At 64.4% G+C, this 24,813-nt stretch carries 21 protein-coding genes; 10 read left to right on the top strand and 11 right to left on the bottom strand.

Annotation, left to right across the window (positions count from 1 at the left end):
* The first annotated feature begins 157 nt into the window (after positions 1–157).
* The gene (locus LB520_RS00460) at positions 158–1,126 is read left to right on the top strand and encodes a Dyp-type peroxidase (RefSeq protein WP_224636024.1); all 969 of its coding nucleotides are present in this window, start codon (positions 158–160) and stop codon (positions 1,124–1,126) included.
* 15 nt (positions 1,127–1,141) lie between these two features.
* On the opposite strand, the gene LB520_RS00455 is transcribed toward LB520_RS00460, so the two are convergent.
* Positions 1,142–2,557 carry an FAD-binding oxidoreductase gene (locus LB520_RS00455; RefSeq protein ID WP_224636023.1) on the bottom strand — a complete coding sequence of 472 codons (1,416 nt, stop codon included), beginning with the start codon at positions 2,555–2,557 and terminating at the stop codon, positions 1,142–1,144.
* Between the two features lie 149 nt (positions 2,558–2,706).
* On the opposite strand from LB520_RS00455, the gene LB520_RS00450 reads away from it, so the two are divergent.
* Positions 2,707–3,192 carry a thioesterase family protein gene (locus LB520_RS00450; RefSeq protein ID WP_224636022.1) on the top strand — a complete coding sequence of 162 codons (486 nt, stop codon included), beginning with the start codon at positions 2,707–2,709 and terminating at the stop codon, positions 3,190–3,192.
* Positions 3,193–3,337: 145 nt separating this feature from the next.
* Positions 3,338–3,535, top strand: coding sequence for a hypothetical protein (locus LB520_RS00445; protein ID WP_140839787.1), 198 nt, complete (start codon positions 3,338–3,340; stop codon positions 3,533–3,535).
* A gap of 60 nt (positions 3,536–3,595) precedes the next feature.
* On the opposite strand, the gene LB520_RS00440 is transcribed toward LB520_RS00445, so the two are convergent.
* Positions 3,596–4,072: an Lrp/AsnC family transcriptional regulator gene (locus LB520_RS00440; protein ID WP_224636021.1), complete on the bottom strand. Its 477-nt coding sequence runs from the start codon at positions 4,070–4,072 to the stop codon at positions 3,596–3,598.
* A gap of 89 nt (positions 4,073–4,161) precedes the next feature.
* On the opposite strand from LB520_RS00440, the gene LB520_RS00435 reads away from it, so the two are divergent.
* The gene (locus LB520_RS00435; RefSeq protein ID WP_411969846.1) at positions 4,162–5,088 is read left to right on the top strand and encodes an EamA family transporter; all 927 of its coding nucleotides are present in this window, start codon (positions 4,162–4,164) and stop codon (positions 5,086–5,088) included.
* A 9-nt stretch (positions 5,089–5,097) separates the two neighbouring features.
* Here the strand turns inward: LB520_RS00435 and LB520_RS00430 are convergent, their stop codons facing one another.
* A complete protein-coding gene (locus LB520_RS00430) occupies positions 5,098–6,000 on the bottom strand; it encodes a dienelactone hydrolase family protein (protein ID WP_224636020.1) in 903 nt (300 codons plus the stop codon).
* 240 nt (positions 6,001–6,240) lie between these two features.
* Between LB520_RS00430 and LB520_RS00425 the strand changes: the two genes are divergently transcribed.
* Positions 6,241–6,678, top strand: coding sequence for a hypothetical protein (locus tag LB520_RS00425; protein ID WP_140839779.1), 438 nt, complete (start codon positions 6,241–6,243; stop codon positions 6,676–6,678).
* Between the two features lie 1,117 nt (positions 6,679–7,795).
* Here LB520_RS00425 and LB520_RS00420 read toward each other — a convergent pair.
* A complete protein-coding gene (locus tag LB520_RS00420) occupies positions 7,796–10,108 on the bottom strand; it encodes a glucose/quinate/shikimate family membrane-bound PQQ-dependent dehydrogenase (protein ID WP_224636019.1) in 2,313 nt (770 codons plus the stop codon).
* Between the two features lie 182 nt (positions 10,109–10,290).
* Between LB520_RS00420 and LB520_RS00415 the strand changes: the two genes are divergently transcribed.
* Positions 10,291–12,930: an ATP-dependent helicase gene (locus LB520_RS00415; protein WP_224636018.1), complete on the top strand. Its 2,640-nt coding sequence runs from the start codon at positions 10,291–10,293 to the stop codon at positions 12,928–12,930.
* 9 nt (positions 12,931–12,939) lie between these two features.
* On the opposite strand, the gene LB520_RS00410 is transcribed toward LB520_RS00415, so the two are convergent.
* The 5 genes from LB520_RS00410 to LB520_RS00390 form a co-directional block, all read right to left on the bottom strand.
* Positions 12,940–13,998, bottom strand: coding sequence for an ABC transporter permease (locus LB520_RS00410; RefSeq protein ID WP_224636017.1), 1,059 nt, complete (start codon positions 13,996–13,998; stop codon positions 12,940–12,942).
* Positions 13,995–14,786, bottom strand: coding sequence for an ATP-binding cassette domain-containing protein (locus LB520_RS00405; protein ID WP_140839769.1), 792 nt, complete (start codon positions 14,784–14,786; stop codon positions 13,995–13,997). The genes LB520_RS00410 and LB520_RS00405 overlap by 4 nt, the downstream gene beginning before the upstream one ends.
* Positions 14,787–14,872: 86 nt before the next feature.
* Positions 14,873–15,880, bottom strand: coding sequence for a substrate-binding domain-containing protein (locus LB520_RS00400; protein WP_224636016.1), 1,008 nt, complete (start codon positions 15,878–15,880; stop codon positions 14,873–14,875).
* 106 nt (positions 15,881–15,986) lie between these two features.
* Positions 15,987–16,895, bottom strand: a complete 909-nt coding sequence (locus LB520_RS00395) for a sugar phosphate isomerase/epimerase family protein (protein WP_224636015.1) — start codon at positions 16,893–16,895, stop codon at positions 15,987–15,989.
* Positions 16,892–17,923 (bottom strand): Gfo/Idh/MocA family protein, encoded by a 1,032-nt coding sequence (locus LB520_RS00390; RefSeq protein WP_224636014.1) that lies wholly within the window; start codon positions 17,921–17,923, stop codon positions 16,892–16,894. The genes LB520_RS00395 and LB520_RS00390 overlap by 4 nt, the downstream gene beginning before the upstream one ends.
* 187 nt (positions 17,924–18,110) lie before the next feature.
* On the opposite strand from LB520_RS00390, the gene LB520_RS00385 reads away from it, so the two are divergent.
* From LB520_RS00385 to LB520_RS00375, 3 genes are all read left to right on the top strand, one after another.
* Positions 18,111–19,136 carry a LacI family DNA-binding transcriptional regulator gene (locus LB520_RS00385; protein WP_224600810.1) on the top strand — a complete coding sequence of 342 codons (1,026 nt, stop codon included), beginning with the start codon at positions 18,111–18,113 and terminating at the stop codon, positions 19,134–19,136.
* Between the two features lie 277 nt (positions 19,137–19,413).
* Positions 19,414–20,883: an esterase-like activity of phytase family protein gene (locus LB520_RS00380; protein ID WP_224636012.1), complete on the top strand. Its 1,470-nt coding sequence runs from the start codon at positions 19,414–19,416 to the stop codon at positions 20,881–20,883.
* Positions 20,884–21,001: 118 nt separating this feature from the next.
* Positions 21,002–22,474, top strand: coding sequence for an MATE family efflux transporter (locus LB520_RS00375; protein WP_224636011.1), 1,473 nt, complete (start codon positions 21,002–21,004; stop codon positions 22,472–22,474).
* Between the two features lie 31 nt (positions 22,475–22,505).
* Here the strand turns inward: LB520_RS00375 and LB520_RS00370 are convergent, their stop codons facing one another.
* Positions 22,506–23,714 carry an MFS transporter gene (locus LB520_RS00370; protein WP_224636010.1) on the bottom strand — a complete coding sequence of 403 codons (1,209 nt, stop codon included), beginning with the start codon at positions 23,712–23,714 and terminating at the stop codon, positions 22,506–22,508.
* Positions 23,715–23,851: 137 nt separating this feature from the next.
* Here LB520_RS00370 and LB520_RS00365 point away from each other — a divergent pair, with 137 nt between their 5' ends.
* Positions 23,852–24,427: a TMEM175 family protein gene (locus LB520_RS00365; RefSeq protein ID WP_224636009.1), complete on the top strand. Its 576-nt coding sequence runs from the start codon at positions 23,852–23,854 to the stop codon at positions 24,425–24,427.
* Positions 24,428–24,430: 3 nt separating this feature from the next.
* Here the strand turns inward: LB520_RS00365 and LB520_RS00360 are convergent, their stop codons facing one another.
* The gene (locus LB520_RS00360) at positions 24,431–24,712 is read right to left on the bottom strand and encodes a hypothetical protein (RefSeq protein ID WP_140626825.1); all 282 of its coding nucleotides are present in this window, start codon (positions 24,710–24,712) and stop codon (positions 24,431–24,433) included.
* Between the last annotated feature and the right edge of the window lie 101 nt (positions 24,713–24,813).

Below are 24,813 nucleotides of genomic sequence, written 5' to 3'. Positions count from 1 at the left end.
TCCGCGTGTCGATAAAGAGGCAATTCAACGCGCGGCAACGGCCAACGTCTCCAGTTGCGCGAAGGCTCGCGCTCGCGATATCTCTTTTGCAAATCCCCTGCCCTTCCGGTCACGTTCGTGACCACCCAAAATCCGAACCCAATACGGAGCGTTCCCGATGTCAGGCAAGAACTGGGACAGAGTGCCGATCGACGCGCAGAGCGTTGACGCCCCGCTCTCGACGGCTGCGATTTTCCTTGTTGTGACCGTCGGCAGCGACGAGGCCGCGCTTTCGAATGTCGCTTCGGTGCTGGGCGAGCTCGACGATCTCGTCAAGAATGTCGGCTTCCGCGACTTGTCGGGCCGCCTGTCCTGCATCGCCGGCATCGGCGCCGCGCTCTGGAACCGTCTGTCGCCCGGCCGCCGGCCGCGCGAGCTGAAACCCTTCGCGCCGATCGAGGGCTCGGCGCATTCGGCGCCCTCGACGCCGGGCGATCTGCTCTTCCACATCCGCGCCGAGCGGCCCGACATGTGCTTCGAGCTCGAGCGCATCCTGTTGGATCGCCTGGCCGGCAGCGTGACCGTCGCCGACGAGGTGTCCGGCTTCCGCTATTTCGACGCGCGCGACCTCCTGGGCTTTGTCGACGGCACCGCAAATCCGACCGGCCTCGACCTGCCCGCCTCTGCTTTGATCGGCGACGAGGACGGCGACTTTGCCGGCGGCAGCTATGTCGTCGTGCAGAAATACCTGCACAACATGGCAGCCTGGAAAGAGACGCCGACGCATGTCCAGGAAGAGATCATCGGCCGCACCAAGATCGACAACATCGAGATCGATGACGACGACAAGCCGCGAAAGTCTCACAAATCGCTGGCCACCATCGAGGACGATGCCGGCAACGAATACGACATCCTGCGCGACAACATGCCGTTCGGCCGTCCGGGGCAGAACGAGTTCGGCACCTATTTCATCGGCTATACGCGCTATCTGTGGGTGATCGAGAAGATGCTGCAGCGCATGTATGTCGGCGAGCCCCCCGGCGCCTATGACCGGCTGCTCGATTTCTCGACCCCGCATACCGGCACGACCTTCTTCGCGCCGACGCGGCCGATGCTGCAGAAGCTGGCCGAAGGGGTGGGAGGATAGCCGCCGGCCGGCGGATCAGCCCGCCGCCGGCAGGATCTTGCCCGGGTTCATGATGTTCAGCGGATCGAGCGCCTGCTTGATCGTGCGCATGACATCGACGCCATGGCCGAGCTCGTGGCGCAGGAAGCCGACCTTGCCCTGGCCGATGCCGTGCTCGCCGGTGCAGGTGCCTTCCATGGCGATCGCGCGCATGTTGAGCCGGGCGACGAATTTCTCCGCGAGCGCGATCTCTCCAGGATTGTCGACATCCATCAGCACCAGCACGTGGAAATTGCCGTCGCCGGCGTGGCCGACGATCGGCGCGACAAGCCCCATCTCGGCAATGTCGGCTTCGGTCTCCGTGACGCATTCGGCAAGCCGCGAGATCGGCACGCAGACGTCGGTCGACAGCCCCTTGGCGCCGGGGCGCAGCGTCAGTGACGACCAGTAGGCGTCGTGCCGCGCCTTCCAGAGCTTTGTCCGCTCTTCCGCGACGCTGGTCCATAGGAACGGCCCGCCACCCTGCTCCTCGGCGATCATGCCGAACGTTTCGGCCTGCTCGGTGACGCCGGCGTCGCTGCCATGGAACTCGACGAACAGGCACGGGCTCTCCGGATAGTCGAGCTTGGAATAGTTCTTCATCGCCCGCATCTGCAGCGCGTTCACCAGTTCGATGCGCGCCACCGGGATGCCCATCTGGATGGTCGCGATCACCGTGTTGCAGGCTGCCTCCAGGCTCGGAAACGGGCAGACGCCGCCGGAGATCGCCTGCGGAATGCCCTGCAGCCTCAGCGTCAGCGACGTGATGACGCCAAGCGTGCCTTCCGACCCGACCAGAAGCCGCGTCAGGTCGTAGCCGGCCGAGCTTTTCTTCGCCCGCTTGCCTGTCGTCACCGTCTCGCCGTCGGCCATGACGGCGGTCAGCGACAGCACGTTTTCGCGCATCGTGCCGTAGCGCACCGCGTTCGTGCCGGACGCCCTGGTCGCCGCCATGCCGCCCAGCGACGCATTGGCGCCAGGATCGATCGGGAAGAACAGACCGGTGTCGCGCAGGTGCCGGTTGAGGTCCTCGCGCGTCACGCCGGGCTCGACCGTGCAGTCAAGGTCCTGCGGGTTGACGGCGAGGATCCGGTTCATGCGCGACGTGTCGATGGAAATGCCGCCGCCCGGCGCATTGGTGTGGCCCTCGAGCGACGAGCCGACGCCGAAGGCGATCACCGGCACGCGGTGGGCGGCGCAGGTGCGCACGATCTCCTGCACGTCCGCGCTCCTCTCGACGAACGCGACGCCGTCCGGCGCCTGGGTCGGAATATAGGTGGTGGTGTGCGCGTGCTGGCCGCGTATCGCCTCGCCGGTCTGGAAGCGCTCGCCGAAGCGCTGCTTGAGGATGCCGAGTACCGCGGCGATGCCTTCCTCATTGCGTTCGACGGGGTTGAGGTCGCTCAAAGCCATGATTTCCTCCGCGAATGGACCAGCGGCCGCGCTTGTAGTGCAGCTATGAATGATGCCTAAAGCAATCCTAGGAAAAGCCAAGCGATTAGCTCGGCGACTTCACCGTAGCCGTCCGTCCGCCCTGTGCAGCGACCATCGAGGAAACCAAAATGACGATCCCCGCACCGATCATTTCCAGCCCAATGGCGATCGAGAAGGAATGGATCGACTATAACGGCCATCTCAACATGGCCTACTACAACGTGCTGTTCGACCGCTGCTCGGACCAGGCGTTCGAGCTGATGGGCATGGGGCCGAACTACGCCAAGGAGCGACGCCTCACCATCTACACGGCCGAAGTTCACGTCTGCTACATGCAGGAGTTGCACCTCGACCACAAGGTCAACGTCTCGTTCCAGCTGATCGATCATGACGAGAAGCGGCTGCGTGCCTATCAGGAAATCCGCCACGTCGACGGCTGGCTGGCGGCGACGTCCGAATCGCTATCGCTGCATGTCGACATGGAAGGACCGAAGGTCGCTCCCTTCCCCGCCGACGTGATGGCCCAGGTCGAGGCCATGCGCACCGCCCATGCCGGACTGCCGATGCCGGAGCGCGCCGGCCGCTCGATCGGCATCAAGCGCAAGGGCGCTTGAAAACCCGCACGCCCGCGTTAACCTTACCAAGGTTTTAACGTGAACAAGTCGGTTGAGTCCGTTGAACGACTCACTGGCGCGTTCGAAAACCGCCGTACCGGGTTTGCGCGGGGGCGGCTGGCGGAATGCGGTGCGAGGACAGTGCATGAAAACCGACATCAAGGTCGAAGTGGAACGGTTGGCGGCCGATCCACGCATCACCGACTATGATTTCTGGCGATCGCTGAAGAACGTCAACAATGAGATCTTCCACATCGCCAACAACAACGAACCCATCCCGTTCGACATGATCCGCTGGCGCATGATTCTGAAGCAGGCGCGCATGAAGCGCGGCCACGCTTGATCCATCGTCGCTGCCTCATCCTCCCTGACCAGCCATAGCTGCCGAGTCACAACCGCCGAATCATGGCTGCTTGAACCCGCACAGCGGCGAGCGTGGCTCGACCGGTGACGACTGGATGATGGCGGTGTTGGTCATCGCATAGGGAATGATCCGGTCGATCACCCGCTCGAGCTCGCTCACCGAGCCGACATGGGCGAGCGCGATGAAGCAGTCCTCGCCGGTTACCCGGTCGCATTGCGCGATTTCCGGCAGCTCGCGGATGATGTCCGCCACCACAGAAAGCTGTCCCGGCACCGGCCGGATTCTGAGCCATGCCGACAGCCTCATGCCGAGGGCAGCCGGATTGATCCTGACCGTATAGGCTTCGATCACGCCGTTATCCTGCAGCTTGCGGATGCGCTCCGCCACGCTCGGCGCCGACAGCCCGACCGCGCGCGCCAGTTCCGCCGTGCTGATGCGCGCATCCTTTTCCAGGAACCGCAGGAGCTTCAGATCGATCGAATCCAGATCGGCATTTTCACTTCGAAGGTTTTTCAAGCCAAACCTCTTCCATCAGAAAGCAAAGGCGTCAATCAAGCCATTCATCACACATGTAATCCGCGAGTTTCGCCTGCGATAATGCTCGCATGAAAACGCAAACGCAAATTCCAGCTGCAAACCGGACCGCCGCCGATGCGCACCCCGCTCTCGCCGGCCCCACCATGCTTGCTGGAATGGCCAACGCGTTGCCGCCGCATGTCTGGTTCTGCGTCAGCGCCGTGTTCCATTATCTCGGGCCGGCCTTCGCCGTGCTGCTTTTCGCTCAGGTCGGCGTGCTCGGCATGGCCTGGCTGCGCATCGCCACCGCCGCTCTCATCTTCGCCCCATTGACCAGGCCCTGGCGCGTTTTCGCCGGCGCCGATCGCGCTCAACGACTTCTGCTGCTCGCATTCGGCATCTGCCTGGCGGGGATGAATTGCTCGTTCTATCTGGCGCTCGACCGGCTGCCGATCTCGCTGGTTGCGGCGATCGAATTCGTCGGCACGATCGCGGTCGCGCTGGTCGGCCTGCGCAGCCGGCGCAACTTTGCCGCGCTCGCTGTTGCCGTGGTCGGCACCTTGCTTCTCATCGACGTGAAATGGTCCAGCGATCCGGTCGGCTTGTCCTGGGCCTTTTTGAACGGCGCCCTCTTCGTCGGCTACATCGTGATCGGTCACCGCGTCGCCCAAGCAGGCATCGGCATCGCCGGCCTCGGCGCCGCTATGGCGGTCGCTTTCCTCGCCGTGTTGCCCATTGGCTTTCGCGAGGCGCTGCCCGCCTTCGCGTCGCCGCAGCTGCTCGGCGCCGCGATCGGCGTCGGCATCTGCTCTTCGGTCATCCCCTACATCTGCGACCAGCTCGCCATGGCGAGGTTGCCGCGCGCGAGCTTCGCATTGATGCTCTCGCTCCTGCCGCTCACCGCAACGCTGATCGGCGTCATCGTGCTGCGCCAGGTGCCAAGCCTCACCGATTGCTTTGGCATTGCGCTGGTGATCGCCGGGGTGGCCATGCATAAGCCGGTGGCAAATACATGAATTGTTCGACTAGGCGAGCTTCTCTTTGAGAAACGCCACCGTCCGGCCCCAGGCGAGATCGGCGGCTTTCTTGTCATAGCGCGCGGCCGAGGTGTCGTTGTTGAAGGCGTGGTTGGCACCCTCATAGACATAGACCTTGTATTCGACATGGGCGGCGTCGAGCGCCTTCTTGTAGGTGTCGATGCCGGCGTTGGTGCGTTCGTCCAACCCGGCATAGTGGAGCAGCAGCGGCGCCTTGATCTTTTGAGCGTCCTCGGCCTTGGGCTGCATGCCGTAATAGGCGACGCCGGCGCTGAGGTCGGGCGCATGGACGGCGAGTTGGTTCACCGCGCCGCCGCCCCAGCAGAAGCCGACCGCGCCGACCTTGCCGTTGCCGTCCTTGAGGCCCTTGAGATAGGCGATCGTCGCCACGCCGTCGGCGGCGACTCTGGCCACGTCGAGCTTGGTGAACATGTCGCGCGCCTTGTCCTCGTCGGAGGGCGTTCCGCCAAGCGGCGACAGGAAGTCCGGCGCCAACGCGATGAACCCCTCCAGCGCCACGCGCCGGGTGACATCGCGGATATGCGGGTTCAGCCCCCTGTTCTCGTGGATGACGATGACGCAGCCGAGCTTGCCTGACTGGTTCGCGGGCTTGACCAGATAGCCCTTCATCTCGCCGCTTGAGCCGGGATAGGTGATGTCCCCTCCCTTAACGCGGCTGTCGTCTTCGGCGACGATCGCCGCTTGAGCGGAATTGGCCGCCAGCATCGGCGCGATCGCCGCCGCCGCGGCACCCGAGCCCGCCAGCTTGGTCAACTGCTCCATGAAGCGGCGGCGGTCGAGCGTCAGATGCGTGTATTCGTCATAGGCATCGATCATCGCCTGCGTGATGACAGGCTGCGTGACGACGGGCTTGGCAACGGGGCTGGTCATGATTTTCCTCGACGGTTGGCGGTGGACCGCAAGATAGGGTCGAGTATCGCATGGTCCAGTCACGCCCCGGTGACGACCCATCTGGGCGGAACCCTGGTGGAGCCAACCCGCCGTCGCGCCGACAAGCCAGCGCGATTCATCACATTTTGGTCATTTCCGAAAGGCTTGATGGTGCTGTCACATTAGGACGTGAAGTTGCCTGAGCGCCCTACCGAAACGAATGACGAAAAGGGGAATGCCATGAACATCCAGGATATCATCAACACCGTTTCCTCGAAGGCCGGCCTCGACGAGCCGACCACCGAGAAGGTTGTCGGCACCATTTTTTCCGTGCTCGAGCATGAGGCTGAAGGCACCAGCATTTCGTCCTTCTTCGACCAGATCCCCGGCGCCGGTGAGTTGGCCCAGAAATATGACGTGATGGCCGCCGGCGCGACGGCCAATTCGGGCGGCGGACTTCTGTCGTCGCTGCAGGGCGCGCTGGGCGGCGTTCTGGGCGAAAAGGCCGGCGCGCTGATCAACGGCATCGCCGCGCTCAAGGCGTCCGGCCTCGACATGGCGCAGATCCGTCAGGCCGGCGAGACCTTGATCAAGCAGGCCGAGGTTGCCGCCGGCCCTGATCTGACCAACCAGGTGCTGGATCAGGTGCCCAGCTTGCGGGGTCATCTCGGGCTTTGAAGCATTCCGAACCGGTCTTGAACGGCTCGGCCTTTCGACGGCAAAGCTGATCCGCTTTCTGGCGACCGAAGGCCTCCCACCGGCGAAATCGATTAGTCCACCTTATGGGGAACAAGATAGTTCGTAGTTTTTGTGCCTCGGGTGACTGTTAGGGCGGAATATCCAGGCGGCGGCGAATCGGTAACCGTGGCGTCAACCTCCCTGCATCGGCCAATAACTTCGCCGACAGGGGACTTAGCCAAACGATCCGCCAAGGCCGCTCTGCATTCATCGGCGGAGTAGATTTGAGGCGCGATTTCGAGCGGCCGACAAGCCCACCCCGGACTGCACGAAAGCAAAATCATTATCGCTGACGCCTCCGGTCCCATTTCGTATTTTCCTTAACGCTCATCCGACGTGACAAAGGACAGTGCGATCAGGTCATCAACGTCGATGCCGCCGCGACCATTGTCCAAAATGTCGGCGAGAGCTCCCGACCTACGCCGACTGGCAGTGCCTTTGGAAAGGGCCAGCTTAGCCGAGTAGCCAAGGCGCAATTTGGTCTTGCAGTCATCGTACCTGAAGATGCTTACCGCCTTGAACCATGAACCGGTTTTGATGGATCGGCGAGTGGCAGTTACGGCACTCGTAACGGATGCTGACGTCCCGCAACTCATTGGAAATCGACACCGTCCACCTCCTGCCCGCCCCTAACGGATGCCCGCCATCCTGGGGGTGACGGGCATCCATAAACTGGCGATGAAGGGACTCATGTCCGCCAGTCGGGGACACAATGAGATAGTGGGCTATATGTTTCGTCCTTGGGACCAATGCTTGTGATGTGCGACTTCAGTCGGAACCGATAGCCCGACTGGGGACTTGCGCCAGGAACGAACCAACCGACCCTCCGTTGACCCACTGCCGGAAGCTCCCGCTACAGCGGTTGAGCACAAAGCAGAGGCTCCAGCGCTGGCGGGTTACGCGCTGGAGCCGTCTTAAAAGGTTGGAGCGAGAAAATGAAAGACTATCGGAACAGTGTCCTGGAGGCTCGTTGGCTTCTCGCCGTACCCGCGTCGCTTCTCCTGACCGTCCTGCTGGCCGGCTTCTTGCTTTCGTAGCAGGCCGGCCTCGCCCTGTCCTATTTCGGCAGCGTGTAGGCCATCACATAATCGCCCGGCTTGGTGCCGACCGAGCCGTGGCCACCGGCGACGATGACGACGAACTGGCGGCCGTCGGCCACCGTATAGGTCATCGGCGTCGACTGGCCGCCCGCCGGCAGCCTCGCCCGCCAGAGCTGCCTGCCGGTGGTGAGGTCGTAGGCGCGCAGATAGTCGTCCACCGCGGCGCCTAGGAAAGCGACGCCGCCCGCCGTGATCATCGGCCCGCCGATGCCGGGAACGCCGACCTTGAGCGGCAAAGGCAGCGGCGTCATGTCGTAGACAGTGCCGTTGCGGTGCTTGTAGGCGATGTTTCCCGTCTTGAGGTCGACGCCGGCGACATAGCCCCAGGGCGGCGCCTGGCAGGGAATGCCGAGCGGCGACAGGAACGGTCCCATCACCACCGCGTAAGGCGCGCCTTCATTGCGGTTCAGCCCCTGCTCGCTGCCCTTGGTGTCGCCCGGCGGCGGCACATCCGCGCGCGGGATGAGCTTCGAGGTGAAGGCGAGGTAGGTCGGCATGCCGAACATCACCTGCCGCACCGGATCGACCGCGACGCCGCCCCAGTTGAAGACGCCGAAATTGCCGGGATAGATCAGCGAGCCCTGCAGCGAAGGCGGCGTGTAGCGTCCCTCATAGCGCAGCTTCTTCAATTCGATCCGGCACGCCAGCTGGTCGAACATGGTGATGCCCCACATATCGGCACCGGTCAGCGGCTTGGGATTGAAGGACAGGTCCGAGGCCGGCTGCGTCGGCGAGGCATGATCGCCCTCGACCGCGCCGCCGGGCGCCGGCACGTCTTTCACCGGAATGATCGGCTCGCCGGTGCGCCGGTCGAGCACGTAGAGATCGCCCTGCTTGGTCGGCCCGACCAGCGCCGGCACGACGCCGCTCGCCGTGGTGATGTCGACCAGCGACGGCTGCGCCGGCACGTCCATGTCCCACAGATCGTGATGCACGGTCTGCCGGACCCAGCGCAATTGCCCGGTGTTGAGATCGAGCGCGGTGATCGAGGAGGAGAATTTCTCGACATTGGCGCTGCGGCCCATGCCGAGCTGGTCCGGCGTCTGATTGCCGAGCGGAACGTAGAGCAGTCCCAGCTTCTCGTCGGCGCTCGCCGTCGACCACATGTTGGGCGAGTTGTGGGTGTAGGTTTGCCCGGCGGGCAGCGGCGTCGTCACGTCCGGATTGCCGGAATCCCAATTCCATAGGAGCGCGCCGGTGCCGGCGTCGAAGGCGCGGATGACGCCGGACGGTTCCTCGGTCGAATAATTGTCGTTGACCGCGCCGCCGACGATGATCTTGCCGGCGACGATCAGTGGCGCCGACGTCGAATAATAATAGCCCGACTTCGGATAGGGCATGTTGGCCATGAGGTTCAGCGTGCCGGCCTCGGCGAAGGACGGACACACCTGCCCGTTCGCGGCATCGAGCGCGATCAGCCGGGCGTCGGAGGTCGGCAGATAGATGCGCGCGGCGCAAGGCTGGCCGGCGGCGATCTTGGCATCGGCATAATAGGACACGCCGCGGCAGGTCTGGTGCTGGCGGTTGGGGTCGAGCTTGATCTTCGGATCGTAGCGCCACTTCTCCTTGCCGCTCGCGGCATCGATGGCGATGGCGAAATTATGCGGCGTGCAAATGAACAGCGCATCGCCGATCTTCAGCGGCGTCACCTGATAGGTCGTCTCGCCGATATCGTCGGGGCCTTTCACGTCGCCGGTGCGATAGGTCCAGGCCGGCTGCAGCTTGGCGACGTTGTCCGGCGTGATCTGGTCGAGCGGCGAATAGCGCTGGCCGAAGGGCGTGCGGCCGTAGAACTGCCACTCGCCGGCCGGCATGTCGCCGCCGAGATTGGCGGCCGTCGCCGCCTTTTCGGTGCCCAGCGTACCGCCGATATCCATGGGATCGGCGGTCATCGAATAACCGGCGACCGCGAGCGAGGCGAGCACGGCCAGGATCAGCGGCGCGCGTCCGTCCGGCCCCCGCAGCCCCCGCCTTGCCCACGGCGTCAAAAGCCACAAGGCGATCAGCACGATGACGCCGCCGCGCGGGCCGAGCTGCCACCAGTCGAAGCCGATTTCCCACACCGCCCAGCATAAAGTGGCAAGCACGAACAGCGCGTAGAGCCAGAGCGAGGTCGACCGGCGCCTGAACAACAGCCAGGCGGTGATCAGGAAGATCAGGCCGGCGATCAGGTAGTACCAACTGCCGCCCAGCGCGATGAGCCAGATGCCGCCGCCGCCGAGAATGAGACCGATGAGGAAGAGGACGAGGGAGGTGATGGTGACAGCCAAGACGGTGCTCCTTCGACTGTTGCGCCTTTGCGGCCGCTCTGAGGCGACGGCGCGCCGTCCCTGCCCTGCCGGCAGCTTTCCCTCGCTCGCTCCGGCTGTCAAGTTGGGGGCAGACACGCGAAACTAGAACAAAACGTAGACAGTTCTGGTCTTTCGCTGCCGAATCACTACATTCGGGAGCGATGTCGGGCTTTTCCGAAGACATGCCTTTTTTCGATGAACCGAATGCGCGGCCGGCAGCGGCTCCATCCGGCATAGCCGCGCGCGCCATGGCCGCCCGCAGCGGCCAGAACGGCGTGCCCGATTATCTCAAGGGCCTGAACCCGGAGCAGCGCCTCGCCGTCGAAACGACCGAGGGCCCGGTTCTGGTGCTGGCCGGCGCGGGCACCGGCAAGACGCGGGTGCTCACCACGCGCATCGCTCACATCCTTGCCACCGGCAGGGCCTTCCCCTCGCAGATCCTGGCCGTCACCTTCACCAACAAGGCCGCGCGCGAGATGAAGCAGCGCATCGGCATCCTGATCGGCGAAGGCAATGTCGAGGGCATGCCTTGGCTCGGCACCTTCCACTCGATCGGCGTGAAGCTGCTTCGCCGCCACGCCGAGCTGGCCGGGCTGAAATCGGATTTCACCATTCTCGACACCGACGACGTGGTGCGGCTGATCAAGCAGTTGATCCAGGCCGAAGGGCTGGACGACAAGCGCTGGCCGGCCAAGACCTTCGCCCAGATGCTCGACAACTGGAAGAACAAGGGCCTTGGCCCGGACGAAATAGCGGAAGGCGATGCGCGCAGCTTCGGCAATGGCAAGGGCCGCCAGCTCTACAAGGCCTACCAGGAACGGCTGCAGACGCTGAATTCCTGCGACTTCGGCGACCTGCTCTATCACCCGATCCGCATCTTCCGCGCCTATCCGGACGTGCTGAAGGACTACCACCGCAAGTTCAAATACATCCTCGTCGACGAGTACCAGGACACCAACACCGCGCAATACATGTGGCTGCGGCTCCTGGCGCAGAGGCCCAATTCTGGGCGCAGCCCATCGGCCGAAGGCCGCAAGCCCGACCGGGCGTCGGCCGGCCAGGCCGCCCCCGCGGAGGCCAGCGAGCGAAGCGAGCGCTCGGCCGTGAGCGAGAACAAAGTCAACATCTGCTGCGTCGGCGACGACGATCAGTCGATCTATGGCTGGCGCGGCGCCGAGGTCGACAACATCCTGCGCTTCGACAAGGATTTTCCGGGCGCCACCATCATCCGGCTGGAGCGCAACTACCGGTCCACCGCGCATATTCTGGGCGCGGCCTCGCACCTCATCGCCCACAATGAGGGCCGCTTCGGCAAGACGCTGTTCACCGACCGCGACGACCCCGAGGACGACAAGGTTCACGTCCACGCCGCCTGGGACTCGGAGGAAGAGGCCCGCGCCATCGGCGACGCCATCGAGGCCTACCAGCGCCAGAAGCATAATCTCAACGACATGGCGATCCTGGTGCGCGCCTCCTTCCAGATGCGCGCCTTCGAAGACCGTTTCATCACGCTCGGCTTGAACTACCGCGTCATCGGCGGCCCGCGCTTCTACGAGCGCCTGGAAATCCGCGATGCATTGGCCTTCTTCCGGGTCGTCGCCAATAGCGGCGACGACCTCGCCTTCGAGCGCATCGTCAACGTGCCGAAGCGCGGGCTCGGCGAAGCCACCATCCGTCAGATCCACGACACGGCCCGCGCCATGCGCATCCCGATGCTGGAGGCCGCCGCGACGCTTGCCGAAAGCGACGAGCTGAAGCCGAAGCCGCGTGCGGCGCTGCGCGAGGTCGCAGCCAATTTCGAGCGCTGGCAGAAGGCGCTGGAAACCACCCCGCACACCGAGCTCGCCGAGACCATCCTGGAGGAGAGCGGCTACACCGACATGTGGAAGAACGACCGTTCGGCGGATTCGCCCGGGCGGCTGGAAAACCTCAAAGAGCTGATCCGCTCCATGGAGGAGTATGAATCGCTGCGTTCCTTCCTCGAGCATGTCGCGCTGGTGATGGAGGCCGAGCAGGGCGAGTCGCAAGATGCGGTCTCGATCATGACGCTGCATTCTGCCAAGGGCCTCGAATTCGAGACCGTGTTCCTGCCTGGTTGGGAGGAAGGCCTGTTCCCGCACCAGCGCGCGCTGGACGAAGGCGGACGCTCCGGCCTCGAGGAAGAGCGCCGGCTCGCCTATGTCGGCCTGACGCGGGCGAAAAAGAACCTGCATATCTGGTTCGTCTCCAACCGCCAGATTCACGGCCTGTGGCAATCGACGATCCCGTCGCGCTTCGTCGACGAATTGCCCGAAACCCATATCGATATCGCCGACAGCGGCAACAGCTACGGCGGCTACGGCAACCCCTATGGCGGCGGCTCGTTTGCTTCCGGCCGCGGCGGCGGACGACAGAACCCCTACGGCGCCTCGCGCTTCGACAATATCGGCGCCAAGGACCAGGGCAGCTTCTCCAACACCTATGCGACGCCCGGCTGGCAGCGCGCGCAGGCGAACCGCACCGAGGCGACCGACCGCAACTGGGGCACGCGCTCCGGCCACCAGGTCGAGCGTATCGGCTATGGCGAGACCGATTCAGGCTATGGCGCCGGCCGCACCAGCGTGAAAGGCCGCACCATCGAGGGCGAGCTGGTCGCCAAATCCGTCGCCGACACGCCATCCGCCTTCAATGTCGGCGACCGCGTCTTCCACCAGAAATTCGGCAATGGCAACATCGCCGCGATCGACGGCAACAAGCTCACCATCGACTTCGACAAGGCCGGCCAGAAACGCGTGCTGGACGGGTTTGTCGCACCGGTGTGACCGGCCTCCTCACCTATACCTTGCTTGGTTCCACTTATGGCCGAGCAGCGACAGGATGATGATCAGCCCGTTGAAGAACTGCACGTAAAAGCCGCTCAGGCCCGCCGCCACCACGCCGGTCTGGATGAACGACACCGTAACTGCGCCGATCGCGCCGCCGACCACGGTGCCGATGCCGCCCCAGGTCGGCGTGCCGCCGACGAACACCGAAGCCAGCACGGGCAGCAGATAGCCGTCGCCTGCCGTCGGCCACCAGGTGAAATTGATCATCACCGAGAAGGTGCCGGCGATCGCCGCGCCGATGCCGACGAAGACAAACACCTTCACCCGGACCCATTTGACGTCGATGCCCATCTGTCTTGCGCTGTCGGGATTGTCGCCGACCACTTTCACCTGCGCGCCGAAACGATGCCGGTTGTAGAGCAGCGCCGAGAACACCACGAAGGCGATCGCCCAGAATATCTGCACCGGGATGCCCCAGACCTGGCTGGAGAAGATCTTGTAGGCCGAGCTGTCGGCAAGGCCGGTCAGCGCCGTCGACCTGCCTTCGTTGATGATCTGGATCAGGCCGCGCAGCAGGAAGTTCATGCCGAGCGTGGCGATCAGCGACGACAGGCCGCCATAGACGACCAGCGAGCCGACCAGGAAGCCGAGCAGCGTGCCGGTGACGAGCGCCGCCGCGATGCCGATAAACGGATCGTAGCCGGCCTGCACCACCAGCGCGAAGACCCAGGAGGCAAAGCCCATTGTCGCCGGAAATGACAGGTCGATCTCGCCGCAGGTGACGACGAAGACCAGCGGCACCACCACGAATAGCGCCACGGGAAGCGTCGTCAGCACCGAGCTGTAGAGATACCAGGTGGTGAAGACGGTCGGGTTGGCGATGATGAACACCGCCATCATGACGATGAACACGGCAAGTGTGCCCAGCGATGCGCGATTGTCGATGACGAAGCCGCGCAGCCAGTGATTGGACGGATGGCTCCATTCCTTGGCTGGCTTCCTGGCTACCTGGCCGCCTGTTCTTCCCAGAGGAGTTTGCAGATCGGGTTCCATCGCGTTACTCATTGCGCTCCCTGCTCCGCGCCTTCGTGCAGTCCCGGCAATCCGCCGGGGTGTGCTACGTCTTCCATGAAGTTGATGAGGTCTTCTGCCGACTTGACCTCGTTGCGGTCGGCCGCGAGCGCCACCTTGCCGCGGTCGAGCACGACGAAGCGGTCGGCGATGTCGAAGACATGGTGGATGTTGTGCCCGATGAACAGGATCGAGCGGCCGCTCGCCCGCACCTGGCGCACGAAATGGAAGACCTTGGCGGTCTCGGTCAGCGACAGGGCCGTGGTCGGCTCGTCGAGGATGATCAGTTCCGCCTGCTTGTAGATGGCGCGTGCGATCGCCACGCCCTGGCGTTCGCCGCCGGAAAGCTGGCCGACGATCGAGTGCGGCGTGAACACCTTCGAGGTGAAGCCGATCTCGCGCATCAGCCTGCTCGCCTCCTCGATCTCCTTGTCGACCTTCAGCCAGCCCATGAAGCTGGTCAGTTCGCGGCCCATGAAGATGTTGCGCACGATCGTCTGCTGCACGGCCAGCGCGCGGTCCTGGAACACCGTCTCGATGCCGGCGTCGCGCGAGCGCGCCGCGCTCCACCCGGTGACCGGCTTGTCGCGCACCAGGATCTCGCCGCTGGTCGGCTTGACCACGCCGGACAGGATCTTGATCAGCGTCGACTTACCGGCGCCGTTGTCACCAATCAGGCCGACCACCTCGCCGCGGTCGACGCTGAGGTTGACCCCGCCCAGCGCATAGACCTGGCCGTAGGATTTCTTGATGTCGCGTAGTTCGATGATGCGTTCGCCCATGCGATCCTCGCTTGCAATGTCTGTTCGGCGGCCTCGTCGCCCGCGGTCCAGCCGGCCGGGGCAAGCCCGGCCGGCTGCCTGGGAGGTCAGCGCAACGCCTGCTTGGCGAGCTCTGAGACGATCTCATAGTTCTGCGGCGTGACGAAGCCGGCGCCGGTGTCGACATTCATCGGCGCCAGCCCCAGCACCACCTGCTGGCAGAGGCTGAGAATCGGCAGGTAGCCCTGGAGGAACGGCTGCTGGTCGGCCGTCAGTTGCACCCAGCCACCCTTGAAGCCTTCGACGATCTGCGGACTGGTGTCGAAGCCGAAGTTGAAGATGTCGCCGGGCTTGCGGCCCGCCGCCTGCATATAGGTGGCGACATTGCCGAGCATCTGGCCGCCGGGGTAGCCGACCGCCTTGACGTCGGGGTGGTTGAGCAGAGCCGCGGTGATCACCGGAATGGCGAGGTTGGGATCCGACGCCCATTCACCGCTCGGCGGCGACGAAAGCTGGATCACCTCGACGCCTGCCTCCTTCAGCGCCGCCACCGTGCCGCGCTCGCGTGCGCCGCGGCTTTCATTCTCGAACGGGCCGATCATGATCGCCTTGTCGCCGGCCTTGAGCTTGCCGAGCTTGAACGCCTCGACACCGAGCGCGCGGCCCTGCTGCTCCTGCTGCGCGCCGACATAGCCGCCACCGAACGCCGCCACCACCTTCGGCACCGGAACGTTCTGGTACATCATCTTGATGCCGTCCTTATGCGCCTGCTCGGCCAAAGGCATGATCGCCGCGTCGCCCGGATGGCCCATCATGGCGATGCCCTGCGGCTTGACCGCGACCGCCTCGCGCAATTGCTGCACCATCTTCTCGACGTCCCACTGCGAGAAGATGTAGTCGACCTTCGGCCCGAGATCGGCCGCCGCCTGCTTGGCGCCATTATAGACGATGGTGCCGAAGGCGTCGCCCTCGGCGCCGCCGACGAAGAAGCGGATGTGTACGTCCTTGCACCATTGCGCGTCGAGCGCGTGCGCCGGCAAGGCAGAGATCGAGGCGCAGAGCGCCGTGGCAGCCGCCACGACGGTCGAGCGCAGAGCAGTCCTTCTGGTCGTCATGCACGTTCCTCCCTTTTAGACCCCTCCCGATGGAGGGTTTCGAATTGATCTGCGTCCTCGGTCGGCCGGCTCCTCCCGCCGGCCAATCCTCACATCGAATCTGGCCTCAAGCCGGATTGGGCACGTAGCTGTTCCCTCCCCGGCATTGCTTCAGATAGTCGAGCGCGCGCGCCTGTCCGGTGATCTCGAGGTCGCCGCGATAGACCGGATCGTGCCAGCCTTCGATGTCGATGGCGCCCTTGTAGCCGGCCAGCCGCAACTCGCTGATCACCCGCGTCCAGTCGCTGTCGCCGAAACCCGGCGTGCGCATCTGCACGAAAGGCAGGCGGCCGAACACGCCATGTTCGCGGATGACATCCCAGCGCACCGTCGCGTCCTTGCCGTGGACGTGGAAGATGCGCGGCGCCCATTTGCGGATCTGCGGGATCGGATCGATCAGGTAGACAAGCTGATGGCAGGGCTCCCATTCAAGCCCGAGATTGTCGTTTGGCAATTCGTTGAACATCAGCTCCCAGGCATCGGGATTGTGGGCAATATTCCAATCGCCGCTCGCCCAGTTGCCGTCCATCGCGCAATTCTCGAACGCGATGCGCACGCCCTTATCGGCGGCACGCTTGGCCAGCTGCCCCCACACCTCGCGGAAGCGCGGCAGGCTGTCGGTCAGCTTCTTGCCGCGGATGCGGCCGGTGAAGCCGCTCACCGTCTCCGCGCCGAACAGATGCGCATTATCGATCACCGTCTCCCAGGCCGCCAGCACACCGCGATCGACCTCTCCATTCTCGAGCGGGTTGCCGAACACCCCGATCGAGGACACGGTCACATCGGCATCGCCGATCGCCTCGCGGATCTCGCCCGCCAGGCGCTTCAGGTCCTTGCCGCCGAGCGTCTGCCAGAAGAAGGGCTGGATGCTCTCGAAGCCGAGCGGCAGGATTTGCCTGACATAGGCGGCCGGATCTTCGAGATTGGCCCGCACCATGGTGCCGATCCTGATATCGAGAAGCGGGTTTGCCGTCATTGTGCTTCCTTGGCGATTGTCACGCGCCGCCCGCTCTCCGCGCTCTCGATGGCGCCGAAGACCATGGCCAGGCTTTTGATGTTGTCGGCGCCGCGCGTCTCCGGCTCGGCGCCGGTCTCGATCGCGTGCATGAAATCCCGGATGATGCCGAGATGGCCGTCGACGCGGTCGGCGAGATCGAGCGGCGGCACTTCGATGGGCTGGGTCTTGTCGATGATCCCGTCGCGGCCGGACGCAATCACCTCCGCCTTCAGCCCGTCGTGGCCATCCCACAAGAGGCTGCCGCGCTCGGCGACGATACGCCAGCTTCCCTCCCAACTCGTGCGGAAACCGTCGGCGCACCAGGAGCCGGCATAGGTGAAGATCTTGCCGCCGCCGAGGTCGAAGACGGCGCTGGCCGACGACCCCTGCCGATACCAGGAATTCACGGGTTCCCATTCCTGGCAATAGACGCTGGCCGGCTCGCCGGCGACCATGTAACGCGCGGCATCGAACGTGTGGATCGCCATGTCGAGCAAGAGCACATGGGCCATCTCCTCGCGAAAACCGCCGAAATGCGGCGCGACGAAGAAGTCGGCGTGGATGCTGGTCGGTTTACCGATGACGCCGGAGTCCAGGAAGCGCCTGATGCGCCTGACATTGGCGACATAGCGGCGGTTCTGGACGACAGCGTGGATGCGCCTCGCCTTGCGCGCTGCCTCGACGATGGCGCGCGCATTCTCGGGGCTGTCGGCCAGTGGCTTCTCGGTGAGCAGATGGCAGTCGTGCGCGAAGGCCGAAAGCGCGACTGCGCGGCGTGCGACGGGAACCACGACGTCGAACACGGCATCGGGCTTGGTCTGGTCGAGGACGGCGTCGAGGTTGGTGCCGATGACGGCGTCGGACAGCGCGTATTCGCGCGCCCTCGCCTGGGCCCGCTCGGCATCGAGGTCGACGAGGCCGACAATGGCGAGCCCGTCGATCTGCTTCGCGGCATCGAGCCAGTGCTTGCTCATCGCTCCGCACCCGGCCAGGACGACCCTCATCATCCAGCGCTCCTCCTCCGCCGGTCCCTCCAGACCGGACGTCACGGCGTCACCGTAAACGTTTTTCCGTAAACGTTTACGAGAACACACCCGATGGCGTAGAATGTCAACCGGCTGCCTGCAAAAATCGCCCCGAAGCCTTGGCCTGAGCGGCAGCCGGTGCTAGCCAAGGCAAGGGGAGAATCCGTCCTTGGCGTCCAGCATCCACGATCTCGCGCGTCACCTGAACATCTCGATCGGCACCGTGTCGCGCGCGCTGAACGGCCGTGCCGACGTCAATGCCGACACACGCCAGCGTGTGCTCGAAGCAGCCAGGAAGCTGAACTATTCGCCCAATCAGTCAGGCCGCAGCCTGCGCCAGGGCGCCACCCGCTCGATCGCCTTCATGCTGCAGCCGCATCCCGGCGACCAGCAATATGGCGAGCCGTTCTTCATCCCGTTCCTGACGGGCCTGCAGGCGCGGCTCGCCGAGCATGACCTGGATCTGATGGTCGTCATGGGTGAGCCGGGCCAATATCAGCAGGAGCGGTTGCGCCGCGTGGTCGAGACGCGCCGGGCCGACGCGGTCGTGTTGGCCAATACGCGAAGGGAAGACGATCGGATCGAGTATCTCAGCAAGGCCGGCTTTCCCTTCGCCACGCTTGGCCGAAGTCAGTCCGGCGGCGACACGTATCCTTCACTCGATATCGATTTCGAGAGGGCGGGTGATGAAGCCGTCGACCGGCTGGTCGCGCGCGGCCACCGCCGCATTGCCGCCATCCGGCCTTCGCTTGATCTCAACTTCGGCTACCTGTTCCTCGACGGCTACCGCAAGGCGCTGAAGCGGCACGGTATCGAGGTCGACCCCGACCTGATCGCCGACGGCTTCATCAACGAGACCGGCGGCTACCAGGTGACGCCGCAAGTAATGCGCTCCAAAAACCCGCCGACGGCGATCATCTTCAACAATGACGCGATGGCGCTCGGCGGCTGCAAGGCGCTGGCCGAGATGGGTATCAAGCCGGGCCATGACATGGCCGTGATCGTCATCGTCGACACGCCGCTCTGCCGCTACTTTTCGCCGACGCTGACCGCCTTCCGTCCGTCGCTGGAGCCCATGGGCCGGCGGCTGGCCGAGATGCTGCTCGCTTCGCTTCCCGCATTCGCCGGCCCTGAGGGCACACGCATCATCCGCGAAGTCTGGCCGCTGGAGCTGATCGCAAGAGAGAGCGATTGAGCGGAGGCGCTTTCCCTTCTCCCCTTGTGGGAGAAGGTGGATCGGCGCGTCAGCGCCGAGACGGTTGAGGGGTGATCCAGCGGAGTGAGCCGTTAGCATTCCCTGGAACACCCCTCATCCGACCGAGCTTCGCTCGGCCACCTTCTCCCACAAGGGGAGAAGGAAACTGTCATGCAACCATCACGTTCACGTCCTAGACCGCTCGACGGGACCGGCTCGCCGCATCGCCGATGCGCGTTCCTTCCAGGCCGCTCTGCTCGTCAAGAAGGGGATATCGATGAAACATCTCAACCGGACCGTCGCGCTCGGCGCGGCACTCGCCTTGTTCACTTCCCTGACCCCGGCGCTCGCCGACGGCGTCGCTTACGTCAACAAGGGGCTCGTCGGCATCGGCCGCATCCCGGCCAACCAGAAGGACAAGTTCGGCGAGACCTTCGGTTCAGGTTCCGGCATGGCGATCGATACCAAATCCTGGACGCGTGAAGGGGCCACCTACAGGGGTTCGCTCTGGCTGCTGCCGGACCGCGGCTACAATGTCGTCGGAACCACCGATTATCGCCCGCGCCTCAACACCATCTCGATCGAGCTGGCGCCGACAGCACCCGGCGCGGCGCCCGCTGCCGGACAGGAACAGTCGGGCGTTAAGGCGACGCTCGCCGACACGATGCTTCTGACCGACGACAAGGGCGCCGACGCCACCGGCCTCGATCCGTTGAACGGCGTGCGCGCCGCCGGCGACATGCCGATGCTGCCTGAGGCCAATGGCAAGCTGGCGCTCGATGACGAAGCGATCGTGCGGCTGCCGGACGGCACGATGTTCATCTCCGACGAATATGGTCCCAACATCTACCGCTTCTCGGCCGAAGGCCGTCTGATGTCGGCGACCCAACCGCCCGCGGCGCTGGTGCCGATGCGCCACGGCAAGCCGAACTTCGCGTCCGACAACCCGGGCCCGGGCGCTGCCGAGCCCGATCCGAAGGATCCCGAAACCGGCCGCCAGAACAACCAGGGCCTCGAAGGCATGTCGATGACGCCAGACGGCAGGTTCCTGATCGCCGTGCTGCAGTCGGCGCCCCGCCAGGACGGCGGCGATTCAGGCTCGACCCGCCAGAACACCCGCGCGCTGGTTTACGACGCTTCCGATCTCGCCCACCTCAAGCTGGCGCATGAATATGTCGTGCCGTTGCCGATGTTCAAGGATGCCAAGGGCAAGACCAAGGTGGCCGCTCAGAGCGAGATCGTCGCACTCTCCGACAAGAGCTTTCTGATGCTGGCGCGCGACTCAGGCAACGGCCAGGGCGTTAAGGGCGACGAGTCGCTCTATCGCAAGATCGAGATCGTCGACCTCTCCGCCGCCACCGATATCGCCAACGGACCGTTCGACGCCGCCGACAAGCCGGTCGCGCCGAAGGGCATGCTCGACCCGTCGGTGACGCCGGCCAAGCTCACCTCGTTCATCGACATCAACGACAAGGGCGAGCTCGGCCGTTTCGGCCTGCACAATGGCGCGCCGAACGACAAGGACAACCTGTCGGAGAAGTGGGAGGCTATGTCGCTGGCGCCGGTGCTCGATCCGAAGCTGCCCGACGACTATTTCCTGTTCGTCGCCAACGACAACGACTTCCTCACCCAGGACGGCTTCCAGGTCGGCGCTGCGTACAAGGCCGAGGACGGCGCCGATGTCGACACCACCTTCCTGGTCTATCAGGTCACCCTGCCCGGCCTTTCTGGAAACACCACTCAGTAATGGGATGCGGTCGGCTGCCGCGGCAGCCGACCCCTTTCTGAAGGGATGCATGAGCATCAGGCCTGCGATAGCATCGCGGGCCTGATTCAGTTTCGGCCCCACCACCATGGATAACAACATGGATGACAAACAGCCCACCCGCCGGCGGACTCACGACCTGACCAGCGGCCCAATTCCGCGCACGCTGCTTTTGTTCGCCCTGCCGGTTCTGGGCTCCAACGTGCTGCAGTCGCTCAACGGCTCGATCAACGCGGTCTGGGTCGGCCGCTTCCTCGGCGAGGCGGCGCTGACGGCGACCTCCAACGCCAATCTGGTGCTGTTCCTCATCCTCGGCACCGTCTTCGGCATCGGCATGGCGGCAACCATCCTGGTAGCGCAATCGGTCGGCGCCCGGGACCTGCCCGAGGCGAAGCGCATCGTCGGCACCAGCGCCACCTTCTTCTTCCTCGTCTCGGTCGTGTTCGCCGTCTGCGGCTGGATTTGGATCGACGCCATCCTGACCGGGCTCGGCACGCCGGCCGATGCCTTGCCTTTGGCGCGCGCCTATTTGCGCATCATCTTCGTCGCCGTGCCGATGATGAACCTTTTATCCTTCGTCATGACCGTGCTGCGCGGCGCCGGCGACTCGCGAACCCCGTTCGTCTTCATGGCGCTGGCGGTCGTGCTCGACGTCGTGCTCAATCCGCTGCTGATCCGCGGCATCGGCCCCTTCCCCGAGCTCGGCATTGCCGGTTCGGCAACGTCGACGCTCATAGGCCAGACGGTGAGCGTGATCGCCATCCTGATCGTGCTTTATGTGCGCAAACACCCGCTGCGGCTGGCGGGCAGCGATCTCTCGCTGCTGCGGCCCGACCCGAAATTGCTGCGCATCGTCGTTTTCAAGGGCATTCCGATGGGGCTGCAGATGATCGTCATCTCGGCGGCGGCATTGACCGTGATGGGCATCGTCAATTCCTACGGCTCCCAGGTAGCCGCCGCTTACGGCATCGCCGCGCAGCTCTGGACCTACATCCAGATGCCGGCTCTGGCGATCGGCGCCGCCGTCTCCTCGATGGCGGCGCAGAATGTCGGCGCCGGGCGCTGGGACCGCATCGGCAGGGTCGCGGCGTCGGGCGTCGGCTTTAACCTGGTGCTGACCGGCGCGCTGGTGGCGCTGCTTTTCGTCTTCGACCGCGCAGTGCTCAGCCTCTTCCTCAGCACCGACAGCGCCGCGATCGACATCGCCGCCCACATCAACAAGGTGGCATCCTGGTCGTTCATCCTGTTCGGCGTCACGATCGTGCTGTTCGCCACGGTGCGCGCCACCGGCGCTGTCATGCCGCCGCTGATCATCCTGATCATCTCGGTGTTGATCATTCGCACCGGCTTTGCCTATTCCATGCGCAGCGTCATCGGCCAGGAGGCTCTGTGGTGGAGCTTTCCGGCAGGTTCGATCGCCTCGCTGGCGCTCGCCGCCGCCTATTACCGCTTCGGCCACTGGCGCACGATGCACATGATTGAGGACCGGCCGGCCGCGGGCGAGCCGCCCGACACGGGCCTCGGCGTGCCGCGCCAGCGCGCGCAGCTCCTGCCGGAGACGCCGAACGGCTAAAATCCGCGACGACAGGAAACGTGAAAATCCGCTACCGCGCGTATTTGGCGCCGAAGCCAAGCGCCACCAGCGAGAAGACGACAATCATGCCGGCAAAGGCCAGGCTTGCGATGGTTGCGTTCGCCAGGCTCGACAGGATGCCGATGCCGATCACCGGCAGCGCGTTGCCGCAGAAGCAACAGATGAAGAAGGCCGACACCACCTCGGCGCGGCGGTCGGCCGGCGCGATCTGATTCACCACTTGCAGGCCGCCGCGATAGCCGAGCGCCGCCGCCACGCCGCAGACCGCCGTCGCAACGATCATCAGGACCATCGAGGCATAGACCTGCGCCGCCACGATCAGCGCCACGGTCGGGATCATCAGCACCAGCGCGGCAAGCATGGTGGAGCGGCTGGAGAGCCATGTGGTGGCGACGATGGTGATGGCCGCCACAATCGACAGCTCGAAGAAAAGCCCGCCAGCCTCGGCATGATTGGTCACATGCAGCTGCTGCGCCAGGATGCTCGGCGCCAGCGCCGCGTAGAAGCCGACCAGCGCCATGGCGCCGAAACCGGTCACCGCCGGCGCCACGAATTGCGCGCGGATATTGTCCGGCACCGAAAGCCGCGGCCGCAGCGAGACCTCGGAAAACCGTCCGGGCCTGGAGACGGTTTCCCGCGTGCGCCAGATCAGCAGGGTGACGAAGGCAAGCAGGACGAGATAGACGGCGAATGTCAGCCTGAGCGGCCAGGGCGCATATTGGGCGAGCAGCCCCGACATGAGCGCGCCGGCCCCGAGACCGACAAAGTTGGTGCTGGTGGCGATGACGGCGGCGCGTGACTTGTCCTTGCCCTCGATCAGCTCGGCCAGCCAGGCGGTGCCCGCCCCCGCGCCGACACCGATGCCGAGCCCGCTGAGAATACGGGCGATGTCGAGCCAGGCGAGGTTTTCGGCGAAGAGGAAAAACAACGCACTGACCACGGCAACGCCCATCGCCGCTAGCGCGGCGGGGCGGCGGCCGACGACATCCGACAGGCGGCCGAAAAACAGCAACGCCGCCAGATTGCCGACCACATAGACGGCGTAAACCAGCGTCAGCGTGACCTGCGAGAAGCCGAAGGCCTGCTTGTAGATCACATAAAGCGGCGTCAGCGCGGTGCTGCCGGCAAAAAGCGCTGCGATCATGGCGGCGACGACGGCCATTGCGGCGCCGCCGCCAAGCTCATTGTCACGCGTCATGGTTTGAGCGTAGCTGGTCATGGCAACCTCCGGGGGTTGCAAGCCCAACGCCTATATAATGGCGCTGTTCCAGCCACCGAATGTCCTCCTGACAATCCTGACAGGATGGTCTTGTGCGAAATCCTCGCGTAGCTTTTGTCGGCCGACGAGGAGGAACCATGGGCAAGGGACGGGTCGAGGCATTCACCGATGGTGTCGTCGCCATCATCATCACCATCATGGTGCTGGAGCTGAAAGTGCCGCATGGCGAAGATTTCTCAGCGCTTCTGCCGCTGTGGCCGATCTTCTTCTGCTATGTGCTGTCCTTCATCAATGTCGGCATCTACTGGAACAACCTGCACAACATGTTCCACACCGTGCAGCGGGTCGATGGACGCGTGCTGTGGGCCAACCTGAACCTTTTGTTCTGGCTGTCGCTGATGCCGGTGACCACCGCGTTCATGGGAGAGAACCACTTCGCGCCCGTACCGGTCGCCGTCTATGGCATCGACCTCGCGCTTTGCGCCGTCGCCTACACCGTCCTGGTCCTGAAGCTGCGCCATCTGCACGGCGCCGACACGACCTTCGCCAAGGCCGTCGGCCGTGACAACAAAGGCAAGATCTCGCTGGCGCTCTATATCGCCGCAGTCCTGCTCAGCTTCCTCAACCAGTGGATCAGCGTGGCGATCTATGTGCTTGTAGCGACCATCTGGTTTGTGCCGGACAAGCGCTTCGAACGGTTGGTCGAGAAATAACGCTTACTTCCGCATGGTTTTCAGCTTTTCCGCCGCCGAGGCGGCAAGGTCGGCATAGCGCTCCTCCAGCCTCTCGGCTGCCTTGATGATCGGAAAGTCATGGCCGAATTTCTCCAGCGCCAGCCTTAGCTTCTCGGCGAAATCCGCCTGCTTCTCCAACGCCGCAAACAGCGTCTTCACCTGCGTCTCGCTGATGTCGGGATTGGCGAGCATCTTCGGCACCTCGCGGCTCATCTGGTCGCCGTTGACGGTTTGCTCCTTCAGGATTCCGATCCAGTCGGTCAAATGCCGAACTCCTTTTTGGGACAACATGCGCGGCGTGCGCTGCGATGGTCAACCCGTTGCGGCTTTCGCCGTAATCACCGGACGAACCGGCCTTGCCTCGG

Source organism: Mesorhizobium sp. CA12 (genome assembly GCF_020165255.1).
Classification (GTDB): Bacteria; Pseudomonadota; Alphaproteobacteria; order Rhizobiales; family Rhizobiaceae; genus Mesorhizobium.
Note: the sequence above shows the minus strand (reverse complement) of the source record. Positions and strands in the feature narration are given on the sequence as shown.